2 protein-coding genes are annotated in these 18,300 nt (G+C 71.2%); one reads left to right on the forward strand and one right to left on the reverse strand.

Features of this window, described 5'->3' with window-relative positions; genetic code table 11:
* Positions 1 to 25: 25 nt before the first annotated feature.
* Positions 26 to 16,438 (reverse strand): type I polyketide synthase, encoded by a 16,413-nt coding sequence (locus ACK1X7_RS04635; protein ID WP_413114669.1) that lies wholly within the window; start codon positions 16,436 to 16,438, stop codon positions 26 to 28.
* A gap of 224 nt (positions 16,439 to 16,662) precedes the next feature.
* On the opposite strand from ACK1X7_RS04635, the gene ACK1X7_RS04640 reads away from it, so the two are divergent.
* Positions 16,663 to 18,300, forward strand: coding sequence for a bifunctional 3-(3-hydroxy-phenyl)propionate/3-hydroxycinnamic acid hydroxylase (locus ACK1X7_RS04640; protein WP_413114670.1), 1,638 nt, complete (start codon positions 16,663 to 16,665; stop codon positions 18,298 to 18,300).

Here is an 18,300-nt window from a genome sequence, read left to right on the forward strand (position 1 = left end):
TGCTCCCACCGCTTCGAGTGCGCGATCACAACTGGGTTCCGTCGAATGCCCGTTGGACCAGTCCGGCGATATCCATTCCATCGATCAGGTCGAGCTCTTCGTCGGCGGACGGCCGACTCCCGTTCCCCGCGGTCGCATCCGTCCTGGCCAGCGACCGCAGCGCGGCCAGCACTCCCGCCTCGCGGAACCGGCTGAACGGTACGGAGGCCAGGACGCGGCGGATCTCCTCCTCATCGGCCTCGGTGACCTCGTCGTCGCCCCGATCTCCCAGGAGTTCGGTGCGCAGGTACTCCACCAGCGCGGTGGGCGTTGGGTAGTCGAAGACGAGGGTGGCGGGCAGCCGGGTGCCCAGAGCGGCGCCGAGGGTGTTGCGCAGGTTCACCGCCGCGAGGGAGTCGAACCCCATCTCCTGGAAGGCGCGTTGCGGTTTGACGGCCTCGACACCGCTGTGTCCCAGCGCGATGGCCGTGTTCTCGCGCACCACCTTCATCAGCGCGCGTTCCCGCTCGGCGTCGGAGCCCGCGGCCAGTTCGCGCAGGAACTCCGAGGCGGACTCGTCGGTGGCCTCGTCCGGCCGAAGGCTGTCGACGATCTCCTGCACGCCCGGCAGGTCACCGATCAACGGGCTGGGCCGCAGCGAGGTGAACGCCGGGACGAACGCCGCCCAGTCGATGTCCGCCACGGCCACGAGCGTGTCGTCATGGCGGGCGGCGTGTGTCAGGGCCGCCATGGCCGCCTCGGGCGCCATGGGCAGCACACCACGGCGGCGCAACTGTTCCTGGGCCGTCGCGTCGGCGGCCACCCCGAAGCCGTCGATCACACCCCAGGCCACCGAGGTGGCCGCCAACCCCCTGGCGCGGCGACGCTCGATCAGGGCGTCGAGCTGTGCGTTGGCCGCGCCGATCAGTCCCTGACCGCCACCGCCCCAGACGCTGGCGACCGAGGAGAAGACCACGAACAGGTCCAGCTCCCGATCGGCCAGGAGCGTGTCCAGATGGAGCAGACCGTCGACCTTGGCCGCCAGCGTCCGGGCCAGTTCATCGGCGCTGGTGGCATCGGTCTGGGCGATCCGTGCCAGGTCGGCGGTGTGCACGACGCCGGTGAGCTCGGGATACGCCGCGGGGCCGGTGAGCAGCCGCTCGACCGCGTCCCGGTCGGTGAGATCCGCCGGGCACACCGTCACCTTCGCGCCCTGACCGCTCAGCTCGTCCCGCAGGGCCACCACATCCGGCGCTTCCGGATCCGGCGCCCCCGGATCCGTCCCGACGGTCAGCACCAGGTGTTCGGCACCGGCACCGGCCAGCCAGCGCGCGGCGTGCCGGCCGAGACCCTCCGTACCGCCGGTGACCAGGACGGTGCCACGCGGCCGCCACTCCGGCTTCGCCACGGCGGTGGGCAGTGGATGACTCCGCATCCTGCGCACGAACGCACCCGTGGCACGGATCGCGAGCTGGTCCTCGTCACCCGGATCGGCCAGCGCGCCGAGCAGGGTCCGGGCGGCCCGGTCGTCGAACACATCCGGGAGGTCCACCAGCGCCCCCCATCGGTCGGGCTGCTCCAGCGCCACGGCCAGGCCGAGCCCCCACACCGCCGCCTGTTCGGGGGCGCTGAGCCGGTCCGCCGCTCCGACACTCACCGCGCCTGCGGTGGCGCAGTACAGACGGTGGCCAGAGCCCAGATCGCCGAGGGCCTGCACCAGCGCCAAGGTGGCCGTGGCCCCCTCGGTGAGCGTCGCGGAGCCGGGACGGATGCGCTGGTCGAGCGCGAGCAGGGACAGCACTCCGCCGATGTCCTCATGGTCCGCCAGCGCGCCGCGCAGCGCTTCGGCGAGAGCGGCGCGGTCCGCCGATTCGGCTCCGTCGAGCCGTAGGGTCGTGGTGCGCAGACCCTGGCGATTCAGCGCCGGGGCCACCTGGGCCGCGTACTCCTCGTCCCGGCAGCCGTACGGCAGGACGACCAGCCAGGTGCCGGTGGGTACGCCGGAGGCGGCACCGGGAAGCGGCTTCCAGGTGACCTGGTAGCGCAGCCGGTCGGCCGCGGACTTCTCACCGCGCTTGCGTCGCCAGTCCGACAACACGCCCAGCGCACCGCCCACGGCGTCCAGGGCGGCACGGTCGCCCTCGCCATCGGCCAGGTCCAGCGCCTCGGCCACCGAACCCAGGTCCTCACGTTCGACGGCGGCCCAGAACCGGGCGTCGTCGGGGTCCTCGGAGGCGCCGACGGGGCTCTGGTGAGCGGCGGGCGGGGTGTCATGGAGCCAGTAGTGCGCGCGCTGGAAGGCGTACGTGGGCAGATCGGGAAGGTGTACGGGCGGAACGGCGCCGCCGAGCAGGGCGCCGAAGTCGATGCGTACACCTGCGACATGCAGTTGAGCCACGGCGGACAGCAGCGCGCGGGGCTCGTCGCCCTCCCGTCGCAGGGACGGCACCACCACGGACTCTTCGGCCGACTCCTCCGGCAGACAGTCACCGACCATCGCGGACAACACCGCGTCCGGCGCCAACTCGAGGTAGGTGCTCACACCGTAATCGGCAAGCGCCCGAACACCGTCCGCGAACCGCACCGCCGAACGCACGTGCTCCACCCAGTACTCCGGCGCACACACCACCTCCGCGTCCACCAACGCACCGGTTACGTTCGACACCAGGGGGATCACCGGCGCGGCGAACGACACATCGGCGATCGTCTCCCGGAACTCCGCCAGCATCGGCTCCATCCGCGCGGAGTGGAACGCATGCGAAACCGTCAGCCGCCTCGTCCGACAACCCCGCCCCGAAAGCTCCTGCGCCACCCGTAGCACCGGCTCCTCATCACCGGACAGCACCACCGCCGCAGGACCGTTCACCGCGGCGATATCCACCCCCGGCACCAGCAACGACCGCACCTCCCCCTCACCCGCACCCACCGCCACCATCACCCCACCCTCCGGCAACGCCTCCATCAACCGGCCCCGCGCCGCCACCAACACCACCGCATCCTCCAGCGACAACACACCCGCCACATGCGCCGCCGTCACCTCACCCACCGAATGCCCACCCACCACATCCACCACCACACCCCACGACTCCACCAACCGGAACAACCCCACCTCCACCGCGAACAACCCCGCCTGAGCAAACACCGTCCGCCCCAACAACCCCCCATCCCCGAACACCACATCCCGCACCGAACCCGACACACCACCCACACCCAACTCACGATCCAGAGCATCACACACCGCGTCGAAGGCATCCCGGAACACGGGAAACACCTCGTACAGACCACGCCCCATCCCCACCCGCTGACACCCCTGACCAGCGAACAACACCCCCAACCGACCACGCACCACCGAACCCGACACCACCCCCACAGCCGACTCACCCCGCACCACCGCACCCAACCCCGCCAACGCCTCACCCCGATCCCCCGCCACCACCACCGCACGATCCGACAACCCCGCCCGCCCACAACCCAACGCAACAGCGAACTCACCGAGATCCTGATCCGGCCGCTGATCCAGAAAGGACAACAGCCGCTGCGCCTGAGCACGCAGCGCGCCCTCGCCCCGCGCGGACACCGGAAGAAGCGCCAGATCGCCCGGCAACTGCGGAGCAGGTGAGGCGGGCTCAGGTACGTCCGAGGGCTGTTCCAGGATGACGTGGGCGTTGGTACCGCTGACCCCGAACGCCGACACCCCGGCCCGACGCGGACGCCCCACCTCCGGCCACACCCGCTCCTCAGTCAACAACTCCACCGCACCCGCCGACCAGTCCACCTGCGGCGACGGCTCATCCACATGCAACGTCCGAGGGGCGACACCATGCCGCATCGCCATGACCGTCTTGATCACACCAGCCACACCCGCAGCCGCCTGCGCATGACCGATATTCGACTTCAACGACCCCATCAACAAAGGCCGATCCCGACCCTGGCCATACGTGGCCAACACCGCCTGCGCCTCGATCGGATCACCCAGCGGCGTACCCGTCCCATGCGCCTCGACCACATCCACATCCGACGCCACCAGCCCCGCAACCGCCAACGCCCGGCGAATCACCCGCTGCTGCGACGGACCGTTCGGCGCCGTCAACCCATTCGACGCACCGTCCTGATTCACCGCCGAACCCCGCACCACCGCCAACACCCGATGGCCAAGCCGCTGCGCATCCGACAGCCGCTCCACCAGCACCACACCCGCGCCCTCGGCCCACCCCGTACCATCCGCCGAAGCCGCGAACGACTTGGATCGGCCGTCCGGGGCGAGCCCGCGCTGACGGGAGAATTCGATGAAGGCGTCCGGCCCGGCCATCACCGTCACCCCGCCGGCCAGCGCCATCGAGCACTCACCCGACCGCAACGCCTGCGCCGCCAGATGCAACGCCACCAACGACGACGAACACGCCGTATCCACCGTCACCGCCGGACCCTCGAACCCCAACGCATACGACACCCGACCCGACAGCACACTGCCCGCGCCGCCGGTCATGAGGTAGCCCTCGGAACCATCGGGAGCCGTGTCGAGGCGGCTGGCGTAGTCGTGGTTGACCATTCCGGCGAAGACACCGATGTCCTGGCCGCGGAGCGAGGCCGGGTCGATTCCGGCCCGCTCCAGCGCCTCCCACGACGTCTCCAGCAGCAACCGCTGCTGCGGATCCATCGCCAGCGCCTCACGCGGCGAGATCCCGAAGAAGTCGGCGTCGAACTCGGTCGCGTCGTAAAGGAATCCACCTCGCCGGACATAGCTGGTCCCCGCGTGGTCCGGGTCCGGGTCGAACAGGTTCTCCAGATCCCAGCCACGGTCCACGGGGAAATCCCCGATGCCCTCGCCCCCGGCCGTGACCAGCTCCCACAGATCTTCCGGCGAGGCCACGCCGCCCGGCAACCGGCACGCCATCCCCACGATCGCGATCGGCTCCGTGGGATCGCCCGCCGCCCATGCCGATCCGGTCCGTCCTTCGGTGTCCCGTCCGAGAAGCCGTGCGTGCAGGTACGACGCGAGGGCGGCCGGTGTCGGATAGTCGAAGGCGAGCGTGGTCGGCAGTTCGGCGCCGGTCAGATCGCGCAGTCGGTTGCGGAGCCGGACCACGTTCAGGGAGTCGAAGCCGAGTTCCTGGAAGGCCCGTGCGCCGTCGATCGCCGACGCGTCGTCGTGTCCCAGCACCGCGGCCGCGCTGTTCAACACCACGTCCAGGACCAGCCGGTGGCGCTCGGCCTCGGTGCCCGCCATCAGCCGCTCGGCGAAGGCCGTGGCACCGCCGCCCGCGAGCGCTGCCGCCTCCGGCGGCAATGGACGTGCGGGAAGCAGCTCACCTGCCGTGGTGGCGTCCGTTGCGGGCCGGTCCGATACGGGGACGGCGTCCGGCCAGTACCGCCGGTGCTGGAAGGCGTAGGTCGGCAGGTCGACCCGGCGCCGCGAGGGCCCCGAGAGCGGCGCGGTCCAGTCGACCGGGACGCCACGGACATGCAGCCGGGCGAGCGCGGCCACGGCGGCGACCGGATCGGGCTGTTCACCGTGCAACGTGGCCACGAACATGGCCGGATCGGCGCCGTCGCCCAGCGCTTCCTGTGCCATGGCGGTGAGGACACCATCGGGCCCCAGTTCCAGGAAGGTCGTGACGCCCCCGGCGTGGAGCGTGCTGACGCCGTCGAGGAAACGGACGGTCCTGCGGGCGTGCTCGACCCAGTAGTCCGGGGAGCACAACTGGTCGGGGGTGGCCCAGTCGCCCGTGACGTTGGAGGCGATGGGCACCGTCGGAGGCGCGTACGACAGCCCGGCGGCGACGGCGCGGAACGCCTCCAGCATGCCGTCCATATGCGCGGAGTGGAAGGCATGGCTGACCCGCAGCCGCTTGGTCCGGTACCCCTCGGCCGCGCATTTCCGCTCGACGGCCACCACCGCGTCCTGGTCGCCGGAGACGACGACGGAGACGGGTCCGTTGACCGCGGCGATATCCACGGTGCCCGGTTCATCGGCCAGCAGGGACCGCACCACGGACTCGGGGGCATTGAGCGCGACCATCGCCCCAGCAGGCAGGGCCTGCATCAGCCGTCCGCGCGCGGCCAGCAGCGCGGCGGCGTCCTCGAGGGACAGCAGGCCCGCCACATGGGCCGCGGTCAGCTCGCCTACGGAGTGGCCGGCGAGGGCGTCGGGGCGCACTCCCCAGGACTCGTACAGCCGGAACAGCGCGGTCTCCAGTGCGAACAGCCCCGCCTGGGCGTACACCGTCCGGTCGAGCAGTTCCGCTTCGGGCGATCCGGGCTGGGCGAAGACGACGTCCCGGACGCGGTGCGCGACATGCCCGGCGTCGACCAGATGCCGGTCCAGTCGCACACAGGCCGCGTCGAAGGCGTCGCGGAAGACGGGATAGCGCGCATGCAGTTCCCGGCCCATGCCCGTGTGCTGGCTGCCCTGTCCGGTGAACAGCACCGCGAGCCTGCCGGGGCTCGGCACTCCTCGCGCGACGGGGCCATCGCTCGGCCCGGTGATGGCGTCCAGCCCGCTCAGCAACTCCGCACGCCCACCGCCCACGACCACGGCCCGGTGGTCGAGCGCGGCCCGTGTGGTGATGAGCGAGTGGGCGATGTCGCCCGGGTCGAGTTCCGGGTGTTCGCGGGCGAATTCCGCGAGCCGGGCCGCCTGGCCGTACAGCGCCTCGGCGCTCCTGGCCGAGATGACCCACGGTATGGCGGGGGTCGCGTGCGGGTCCGGAACAGCGGACTCGGTGGCGGTGGCAGGTGCCTGCTCGACGATCACATGGGCGTTGGTGCCGCTGACGCCGAACGCGGACACCCCGGCCCGGCGCGGGCGTTCCGCCTCCGGCCAGGGCCTCTCCTCGGTCAGCAGCTCCACCGAACCCGCCGACCAGTCCACCTCCGGGGTGGGGGCGTCGACGTGCAGCGTCCGCGGCAGGACACCGTGCCGCATCGCCATGACCGTCTTGATCACACCGGCCACGCCCGCGGCGGCTTGGGCATGTCCGATGTTCGACTTCACCGAGCCCAGCCACAGTGGCCGGTCGCGGTCCTGTCCATAGGTGGCGAGGATGGCCTGCGCCTCGATGGGATCGCCCAGTGCCGTTCCCGTGCCATGCGCCTCGACCACGTCCACGTCCGCGGCCGACACACCCGCATTGGCCAGCGCCTGACGGATCACACGCTGCTGCGACGGACCATTCGGCGCCGTGAGGCCGTTCGACGCACCGTCCTGGTTGACCGCGCTGCCCCGCACCACCGCCAGCACCCGATGGCCGTTCCGCTCCGCGTCGGACAACCGCTCCAGCAGCAGCACGCCCACACCTTCGGCCCACCCCGTGCCATCGGCCGAGGCGGCGAAGGGCTTGCACCGGCCGTCGACCGACAGTCCGCGCTGGCGGGAGAAGTCCACGAAGGCGTCGGGCCCGGCCATCACCGTCACCCCACCGGCCAGCGCCATCGAGCACTCCCCGGCCCGCAACGCCTGGGCCGCCAGATGCAGGGCCACCAACGAGGACGAACACGCCGTGTCCACCGTCACCGCGGGACCCTCCAGGCCCAGGGTGTAGGCCACGCGCCCGGACAGGACGGCCGCGGAGACGCCGGTGATCCGGTGCCCTTCGACCTCGTCCGGAACGTGGCGCAGGCGGATGGCGTAGTCCTGGGTGTTCATCCCGGTGAACACTCCGATGGCGCTGCCGCCCACCGTGGTCGGGTCGATCCCGGCCCGCTCGAACACCTCCCATGAGGTCTCCAGCAGCAGCCGCTGCTGTGGATCCATCGCCAGCGCCTCACGCGGCGAGATGCCGAAGAACTCGGCGTCGAACCCGGCGGCATCGGGCAGGAAGGCGCCGTGCCGGACGTAGGAGGTGCCGGGGTGGTCCGGGTCGCGGTCGTAGAGCGCCGACAGATCCCAGCCACGGTCCTCCGGGAAGTCGCCGACGGCGTCGCCGCCCTCGCTGATCAGGCGCCAGAAGTCCTCGGGGCTGTGCACCCCGCCCGGAAAGCGGCAGCTCATCGCGACGATGGCGATGCCATCGTCGGACGCCTTGTCCGCGGGTGCCGGGGCGGCGGGGGTGCTCGGCGACCCCAGCAGTTCGGTGTGCAGATGCCTGGTGAGGGCCAGTGGGCTGGGGTGGTCGTAGAGCAGGGTCGAGGGAAGTTGGAGCCCGGTGACCGCGTTGAGCCGGTTGCGCAGTTCCACGGATGTCAGCGAGTCGAAGCCTAGTTCCCGGAAGGCCCTGTCGGCGGCGAGACCGTCCGCCGAGGAGTGCCCGAGCACCTGGGCGGCGTGGTGTGTGACCAGGTCCAGCAGCGTCTGCTCCCGTTCGGCGGGGTCCGCCGACTCCAGCCGCCGTACGAGGTCGGTCCGCGGCGTTGCCGTCCGGCTCACGATCCGGCGGCCCGGTGGTACCAGCTTGTGCAGCAGAGGGACGACCGGGGTGGTGGCCGCGTGGGCGCGCAGACCCGCGAGGTCCAACCGGGCCGCCACCAGCGCGGGCGCGGCGCTGCGCAGACCGGCGTCGAACAGCGCGAGACCGGTCTGCTCCGACAGGGCGCTCATACCGAAGCGCCGGGTGTGCTGGCGCAGGTCGGCCGCGGTGAGATGAGCGGTCATCTCGCTGCTGAGCGCCCAGTGGCCCCAGGCGAGCGCGGTGGCCGCGAGCCCTGCCGCCCTGCGCCGCTGCGCGAGTGCGTCCAGGAAGGCGTTGGCCGCGGCGTAGTTGGCCTGTCCGGGGTTGCCGAAGACGCCCGCGGCCGAGGAGAACACCACGAACGCCGCGAGGTCCATGTCGCGCGTCAGCTCGTGCAGGATGAGGGCCGCGTCCGCCTTGGGGCGGAGGACGGTGTCCAGCCGTTCGGGTGTCATGGCGGTGACCACGCCGTCGTCCAGGACCCCGGCGGTGTGGACGACCGCCGTGAGGGGCGCTTCGGCGGGAAGCGCGGCCAGCAGCTCCGCCACCGCGGTCCGGTCGCCGATGTCGCAGGCCACGGTGCGTACGGACGCGCCCAGCGCACCCAGTTCGGACTCCAGTTCCGCCACGCCTTCGGCGGCGCCGCCACGACGGCTGACCAGCAGGAGGTGGCGTACGCCGTACTCGGCCACGAGGTGCCGGGCGAACAGCCGGCCCAGTGCGCCCGTGCCACCGGTGACGAGAACCGTACCCGCCGGGTCCAGTGGCCGCCGTGGCTCTTCCTCATCCGGCGTCGCGCGCACCAGCCTCGGTACGGACGCCGCCCCGGCGGTGATGGCGATCTGCGGTTCGCCGGTGGCCAGTGCGGCGGGGAGCAGCGCGCCGGAGGCGGCGTCCTCGTCCATCGCCACCAGGACCAGCCGGTCCGGGGCCTCCGACTGTGCCGAGCGCACGAGCCCCCGGACCGCCGCACTGATCGGGTCGGTGGCCTCGCGGGTGATGATGACCAGCCGCGAATCGGTCTCCGGCGCGGTCAGCCACGCCTGGACCCACTCCAGCGCCTGCGAGGTCAGCGCCCGGAGGCCGTGGGTGGTGTCCGCCAAGTCCACACAGATGAAGGGCGGTACGTTCCCCTGCGCGGCGGCGAGCGTTGTCAACTCGGCCGGGCTCGTGACCGTCAGCGTCTCCGTCAACGGATCGGAGGGAGCCAGGGCGGATGCGGCCGTAGCGACCGGGAGGGGGCACCACTCGACCTGGAACAGCGCGTCCTGCGGATCGGTCCCGGCGCCCGACACCAGCCCGTCGGCGGGGAGCGGCCGCGATATCACCGAGCCCACGGCCCCGACCGCCCGACCTGCGGAGTCCGCCAGCTCCAGCGCCACACCCCCCTGACCGTCCGGGCTGATCCGCGCGCGCAGCGCGGTCGCCCCGGCCGCGGACAGGGACACCGCACGGTAGGCGACGGGCAGCGCCGATGCCTCGCTGTGAGTGTCGGCGTGGCATACGGCTTCCAGCAGTGCGGGGTGCAGTGTGCAGCGCTCTGCTTCCTCATGCTGGTCGTCGGCCAGCTCCACCTCGGCGAAGATGTCGGTGCCACGGGTCCACGCCGAGCGCAGAGCACGGAAGGCGGGGCCGATGCCATGTCCGCCGCGTGCCAGATCGTCGTACACCTGGTCCACATCGACGGGGGTGGCTCCGGCCGGCGGCCAGGGTGCGAGGTCGATATCGGGTTCGGTGGTGGTCTCGGCGAGCGTGCCCGTGGCGTGTCGGGTCCAGTCCGTCCCGTTCGTCCTGTTGCCCTGCCGCCGGGAGTGGACGGTGAGGCGGCGTCGGCCGGAGTCATCCGCCCCACCGACGACCACCTGGAGCTGCACACTCATGGTCTCCGTGAGCACAAGCGGGGCCTCGATCAGCAATTCGTCGACGACACCGCAGCCGACCTCGTCACCGGCACGTGCCGCCAGCTCCACAAACGCCGAGCCGGGGAGGACGACAGCTCCTGCCATCGTGTGGTCGGCCAGCCACGGGTGAGTGCTCAACGACAGCCGGGAGGTGAACAACACTCCGTCCGTATCGGGCAGTTCCACCCATGCGCCGAGCAGGGGGTGCTGAGCACCGGCGAGGCCGACGGCGGTGGCCTCACCGGATCGGTGGCCACGCTTCAGCCAGTAGTGCTGGTGTTGGAAGGCGTAGGTCGGCAGATCCAGGGCGGCATGCGCCGGGATGTCGCCGAGCAGCACCGTCCAGTCGACCGGGACACCGCGTACATACGCCTCCCCCAGGGAGGTGAGCACACGGCGCATGCCGCCCTCGTCCCGACGGAGTGTCCCGGTCACCACAACCGGTCCCGCGTCGTCCGCCTGCTCGACCGCCGCCTCGATGCTCATCGTCAGCACCGGATGCGCACTCACCTCGACAAACGCCCGGAAGTCCTCCTCCAGCAGACGCTCGACGGACGGCGCGAACCGTACGGTACTCCGCAGGTTGCGGTACCAGTACCCCGCATCCAACTCCGCCGTATCCACCCACCCCGCCTCCACCGTCGAAAAAAACGGGATACGGGACGACACCGGCCGGATCTGCGCCAACGACCCGGCAAGCTCCTCCTCCACCGCCTCAACCTGCGCCGTATGCGAGGCGTAATCCACATCCACCCACCGCGCCCGCACCCCCGCACCCCCGCACTCCTCCACCAACTCCCGCAGCGCCGCCACCTCACCAGCCACCACCACCGACGACGGCCCATTCACCGCCGCCACCTCCACCCGACCCGACCACCCCACAACCAGCCGCCCAGCCTCCTCCACACCCACACCCAACGACACCATCCCGCCACGACCCGACAACCCCGCCGCAACCGCCCGACTCCGCAACACCACCACCCGCGCCGCATCCTCCAACGACAACCCACCCGCCACACACGCCGCCGCAATCTCCCCCTGCGAATGACCCACCACCCCACCCGGCACCACACCCGCCGCCATCCACACCCGCGCCAACGACACCATCACCGCAAACGACACCGGCTGCACCACATCCACCCGATCCAACAACACCCCACCCTCAACACCCCGCACCACATCCACCAACGACCACCCCGTCAACGCATCCAACACCCCCGCACACTCCCCCAAAGCCTCCGCAAACACCCCACACGACTCCAACAACTCAGCCCCCATACCCACCCACTGCGCCCCCTGACCAGGAAAAACAAACACCACCCGACCCAGGACATCCGCCCTTCCCGCCCCACCACCCTCCGCAACCGCCGCCAGCCCCGCCAACGCCTCAACCCGATCCCCCGCCACCACCACCGCACGATCCGACAACGCCGCCCGACCGGACGTCAGCGCCGCTCCCAGCTCCGCCACACCCACATCCGGTTGACCTTCGACGAAGTCCAGCAGCCTCCGCGCCTGCGCCCGCAACCCCGCATCGCCACGCCCCGACACCACCAACGGCACCACACCACCAGGCACCTCCGGCCTCGGGACACCACCCCCCGACCGGTCCGGAGCCTGCTCCAAAATCACATGCGCATTCGTCCCACTCACACCAAACCCCGACACCCCGGCCCGACGCGGACGCCCCACCTCCGGCCACACCCGCTCCTCGGTCAACAACTCCACCGCACCCGCCGACCAATCCACCTGCGACGACGGCTCATCCACATGCAACGTCCGCGGCAACACCCCACACCGCAACGCCAACACCATCTTGATCACACCAGCCACACCAGCAGCCGCCTGAGCATGACCAATATTCGACTTCAACGACCCCAACCACAAAGGCCGATCACGATCCTGCCCATAGGTGGCCAACACCGCCTGCGCCTCGATCGGATCACCCAGCGGCGTACCCGTCCCATGCGCCTCCACCACATCCACATCCGACGCCACCAGCCCCGCAACCGCCAGCGCCCGCCGAATCACCCGCTGCTGCGACGGACCATTCGGCGCCGTCAACCCATTCGACGCACCATCCTGATTCACCGCCGAACCCCGCACCACCGCCAACACCCGATGCCCAAGCCGCTCCGCATCCGACAACCGCTCCAGCACCAGCACACCCACGCCCTCGGCCCACCCCGTACCATCCGCCGACGCCGCGAACGACTTGCACCGCCCATCGACAGCAAGCCCACGCTGACGGGAGAACTCCACAAAGGCGTCCGGCCCGGCCATCACCGTCACCCCACCGGCCAGCGCCATCGAGCACTCCCCCGACCGCAACGCCTGCGCCGCCAGATGCAACGCCACCAACGACGACGAACACGCCGTATCCACCGTCACCGCCGGACCCTCGAACCCCAGCGTGTACGACACCCGACCCGACACCACGCTCGCCGAGGTGCCGGTCATCAGGTGGCCTTCCAGACCGGCCGGTGTGTCCGATCCTTCGGTGACGCCGACTCCATAGTTCTGATGCATCATCCCGGCGAAGACGCCCACATCCTGGCCTCGTAACGAGCCCGGATCGATTCCGGCCCGTTCCAACGCCTCCCACGACGTCTCCAGCAGCAACCGCTGCTGCGGATCCATCGCCAGCGCCTCACGCGGCGAGATCCCGAAGAAATCCGCGTCGAACTCCCCCGCGTCATAGAGAAAACCGCCCTGACGCGCATAGCTCGTCCCCGCGTGATCCGGATCCGGATCGAACAGGTTCTCCAGATCCCACCCCCGATCCGCCGGGAAGTCCCCGATACCCTCACGCCCCGCCAGAACCAGCTCCCACAACTCCTCCGGCGAGCCGACCCCACCCGGCAACCGGCACGCCATCCCCACGATCGCGATCGGCTCATCGACTGCGCCCGCGCCCGCTACCACGGCCGGAACAGGAGCCGGAAGCGCGGCAGTCGGCGACCCCGATGCCACTGCCGTACCGCCACCGAGCAGCTCACGCCGCAGCATGCTCCCGAACGCCAGCGGTGTGGGGTGGTCGAAGGCGGAGGTGGCGGGCAGGCGGAGCCCGGTGGCCTCGCTCAGCCGGTTGCGCAGCTCCACCACGGTGATCGAGGTCAGGCCCAGGTCGGTGAAGGCCCGCTCGGGCTCGACGGCCTGCTTGTCGGCGAGGCCCAGCAGTTCGGCGAGGTGTGCGCGGACGAGATCGGTGAGCAGCCGGTCCCGGTCGGCCTCGTGCGCGTCCATCAGCCGTTCCCGCAGGGCGACCGCGACGGCCTCGTCCACGGTGGCGGTACGGGCCGGTACGTCGATCAGGTCCTGGAGCAGCGGGGAGGACGTCCCGGTGGGCACGTCCGCCAAGTCGAGCTTCATCGCCACGAGTTGGGCCTGGCCCACGGCCAGGGCGGCGTCCAGTGCCGCGAGTGCCTGCTGCGGGGTCAGGGCACCGGTCGTCTCGTCGGTCTCCCCCTCCCACGGCCCCCAGGCGATGGACTGGGCCGGTACCCCCCGCATGCGCAGATGCTGGGCGTAGGCGTCGAGGAAGGCGGCGGAGGCTGCTTCGGTGGTCTCCCCTGCCGCGCCGAGCAGTCCCTTGGTCGAGGAGGAGAGCACAAACGCGGTGAGGTCGGCGTTCCGGGTGAGCTCGTGCAGCGTTCTGGCCTCGGCGGCCACTCGCGCGTCGGACGGCTCGTCCACGGCCTCCCAGGCGTGTACGACCACACTCAGTGGGCTGCCCGCCTTGGCCAGCGCGCGCCTCAGTTTCGTGCGGTTGTCCAGGTCGCATTCGGCGAGCCGCACATCGGCCCCGGCGTCGGTGAGCTGGGCGCACAGCTCGGCGGCCCGGCCGCCCTGCCCCGGCGGGGCGATCAGCAGCAGTCGGCGGACGCCGTAACCGGCCACCAGGTGCCGGGCGATGGCGGCGCCGCGCCGGGTGTCCACTCCGGTGACGACCGCGGTGCCGTGGGGGTCGAAGGACACGGAGTTGTCCCGCTCGGCGTCCATACCCACGCCCGCACCCAGGCCCGCATCCAGCCCTACGCCCGCACCCAGGCCCACATCCAGCGCCACGCGTTCGAGCCGTGGCAGCAGCACGACGCCCGAGCGCACCGCGCTCTGTGCCTCGCCCGTGGCCACCGTCACCACCAGGGCGGCGACAGACGCCTCGTCATCCGGCTCGTCGAGGTCGACGAGGGCGATACGGCCGGGATGAGCGGCCTGCACGGACCGCACCAGCCCCCACAGCGCGGCCTGTTCCGGATTCCGTACGTCCTCGCCCGTGGCGGTGGCCACGGCGCTGTGCGTGAGCACCACCAGCACCGCATCGGACAATTCGGCGGAGGCGAGCCACGCCTCGACGTCCCTCAGAACCACCTCGGTGGCCCCGGTATCCACGGGCGCCGACAGCAGGGCTACGGCGGGTAGAGGTGTGCTTCCGGCGGCCACCGCCGCTCTCAGCCCATCCGTGTCGACGTATTCGACCGGCTCGGTGCCGGTGGCCCGCAACAGGCCGACGAGCCCGGGAGCCTGCCGTCCGAGCAGCGCCCACTGGCCGGGCCGGGGCTGGGGTGCGGACGGCTGGGGGATCCAGTTCGTGCGGAAGAGCGCGTCATGGTACGTATTGCCGACCGCGCGCAGCCGTGCCGGGCCGTCCAGCAGCCGGTGCCGGGTGACCTTGCCGGTCGCGGTGCGCGGGATCCGCGCGATCTCGTACAGCTCCTCGGGGACCTTGAAGTACGACAGCCTCTCCCGGCACAGGGCCAGCGCCTGGGCCGGGTCGAAGCCACCAGGCGCCGGGACGATGAAGGCCACGGGGACTTCGCCGAACACCTCGTGCGGTTTGCCGACCACGGCGGCGTCGGCCACGCCGGGCGCCATCCGCAGGACGTCCTCCACCTCGACGGGGTGGATGTTCTCCCCGGCGCGGATGATGAGTTCCTTGAGCCGCCCGGTGACCGTCAGATAGCCGTCCCGGTCGCGGTGGGCGAGGTCGCCGGTGTGGAACCAACCGTCCCGCAGCGCCTCGGCGGTGGCTTCGGGCTGGTCGTGGTAGCCCGCCATGATGTTAGGGCCGCGGACCCACACCTCGCCCTCGGCACCGTCGGGCACGTCGCGGCCGGTGCGGTGGTCGACCACTCGTAGGGCGAGGCCGGGGACGGGCAGTCCGCAGGAGCCCTCGACCCGGGCCCCGGTCGGCCAGTTGATGGCGATCGAACCCGAGGTCTCGGTGCTGCCGTACGCGTCGATGAGCGGGGCCCCGAAGGCGTCCTCGACCGAGCGCCGCAGCGCCGCGGTGGTCACGGCCCCGCCGACCAGGCCCACCCGCAGCTCCGGGGCGGTGAACCCGGGCGCCTTGGAGGCGCGGACGAGGAAGTGGTACAGCGTGGGGACACCGGCGATGACCGTGGAGCGCTCCTGGCCCCACTGCTCCAGCACATCCTCGGCGGAGTGTCCGTCGGTGATCCGGGCGGTCGCTCCGACAGCCGTCACGGCCAGTACGCACACGATGTGGGAGAGGCTGTGGAACAGGGGCAGCGGCCAGAGCACCCGGTCCTCGGCGGTGAGGCCGAGCGCGGGTACGTACGACGCGGCGACCGACCAGAGGCAGTTGCGCTGAGTGGCGAGCACGCCCTTGGGCTTGCTGGTGGTGCCGGAGGTGAAGAGCATCCAGGCGATGTCGTCGAGCCCGTGGTCGTCGCGGGCCGGTGTGTCCGGCTCGGTGCTGGCGAACCGCTCGTAGGACAGACAGCCCGGGGGGACCGGATCCTCCCCCACGACCAGCACGGTCAGCGAATTCGCCCCGCGTGACAACCCGCGCAGCAGGGGCAGGTGGGCGGTGTCGGTGATGACGACCTGACTGCCACTGACGGTGAGCAGATGTTCCAGTTCGGCCTGGGAGACATGCGGATTGACCGGGACGCCGATGCCACCGGCGCGGACGACGGCGAAGTAGCTCTCCACCATCTCGACGCGATTGCCGAGGTACATGGCCACGCGGTCACCCGGCAGCAGACTCAGTCCGGCCAGATGGCCGGCGAGCCGACGGGTGCGCACCTCCAGTTCGGCGTAACTGATGGCGCGACGGGCGTCGATGTAGGCGGTTTTGTCGCCGAAGCGGCGGCTCTGTTCGGTGAGGAGGTCCTGGATCGGGCGGATCAGTTCGGTGCGCAGCATGCACCTCTCCCCTCCCTGCGGTCAGGGTTCCCGGTGATGCGTCAGTGGCTTCACCGACTCCAGCTTCACACCGGAAAACTAGAAGAATCCCCTGATTCACCCCCCTCATCCCCCCTTACTTGGTGATCGCCAAGCCCCCTTGATCCGTGGTCCGTTCGGCCGCTCTCCGTAGTCCGCTCGGCACCCGCTGGTAGGTTTCACCGCACCGGAGGAGGGAGGAGCGGATGCGCCCTGCGGGCCCGGACACACCACAGGCGGACGCGCCGAAAGCGGGCACACCACCAGCGGACGTGCCGGAAGCAGACGTGCTCATCGTCGGCTACGGACCCATCGGTCAGGTGCTGTCCATCCTGCTGGCCACCCGAGGCTGGCGCGTGCTGGTCGTGGAGCGATGGGAGACCCCCTACGCCCTGCCCCGGGCGACCAGCTTCGACGGTGAGACGGCCCGGACCCTGGCGTCGCTGGGGGTGGCCGGTTCGTATCCGGAGATCGGGCTGCCGGCCGACGCCTACGACTGGCGCAACGCCGAGGGCAGGTCTCTGCTACGGGTCGAGCTGGCCGAGCGGGGTGCGCACGGCTGGCCGGAGACGACCACGATGCACCAGCCGGCGCTGGAGGCGGTGCTGTGCGCCCGCGCCGAGCGGCTGCCCCATCTGCGGGTGCTGCGCGGTTACGCCGCGACGGACCTGGTGGACCACGGCACCGGGGTCGAGCTGACGGCGACGGACGCGGCGGGCGGGCGGCTGCGGTGTGCCGCCTCCTGGGTGGTCGGTTGCGATGGGGCGAACAGCTTCGTCCGCGACCATATCGGGGTGCGCACCACGGATCTCGGTTTCTCCTTCGACTGGCTGCTGTGCGATGTGGTGCTGACTGAACCGCGGGTGTTCTCCCCGCTCAATGTGCAGCACTGCGATCCGGACCGGCCGACGACGGCGGTGGGCAGCGGACCGGGGCGCAGGCGCTGGGAGTTCATGCGGCTGCCCGGGGAGAGCGTGGCCGAGCTGAACCGGGCGGAGACGGCCTGGCGCCTGCTGGAACGCTTCGATGTCACCCCGGAGAACGCCACCCTGCGGCGGCACACCGTCTACAGCTTCCAGGCCGCCTGGGCCGACGAGTGGCGGCGGGGGCGGGTGCTGCTGGCCGGGGACGCCGCCCATCTGATGCCGCCGTTCACGGGTCAGGGCATGTGCGCGGGCATCCGGGATGTGCTCAATCTGTCCTGGAAGCTGGACCTGGTGCTGCGGGGCGCCGCCGGTGAGCGGCTGCTGGACACCTATCCGCGTGAGCGCATCGACCATGTGCGGGAGGCCATCGACACCTCGGTGCGGCTGGGCAGGGTGCTGTGCGTGACCGACGCCGCCACCGCCGCGAGCCGGGATGCCTCGCTGCTCGCGGGCACGGGGGCGGGCGCGGACACCGGCCGGGGCAGGCAGCACGGCGCGGGTCCGCCGCTGCGGACCGGTCTGCTGTACACCGGTATCGGCACGGCGCCGGTGCCGCCGGCCGGGGAGGTGATGCCGCAGGGCCGGGTGTGCCACGAGGGCGTGACCGGGCTGTTCGACGAGGTGGTGGGCACCGGTCCGGTGCTGCTGGGGTCGGCGGATCCGGCCGCCGCGCTGGAGGAGTCTCAGCTCACCTTTCTCACCGGGCTCGGCACACATCTGGTGCACATGGTGGCGGGGGACGCCGAGGCGGCACCGGGTGCCGTCGTCGACGTCGAGGAGGTGTATCTGGCGCTGCTGAAAGCGGCGCGGGCGCGCTTCCTGCTGGTACGCCCGGACCACCACATCTATGGCGCGGCCCGCACCTCCCGCGAACTCACCTCGCTGGTCGGCCAGTTCAGGTCCGGGCTGCTGGAATGA

The organism is Streptomyces sp. CY-1 (genome assembly GCF_047218265.1).
In the GTDB taxonomy this organism is placed as follows: Bacteria; Actinomycetota; Actinomycetes; order Streptomycetales; family Streptomycetaceae; genus Streptomyces; species Streptomyces niphimycinicus.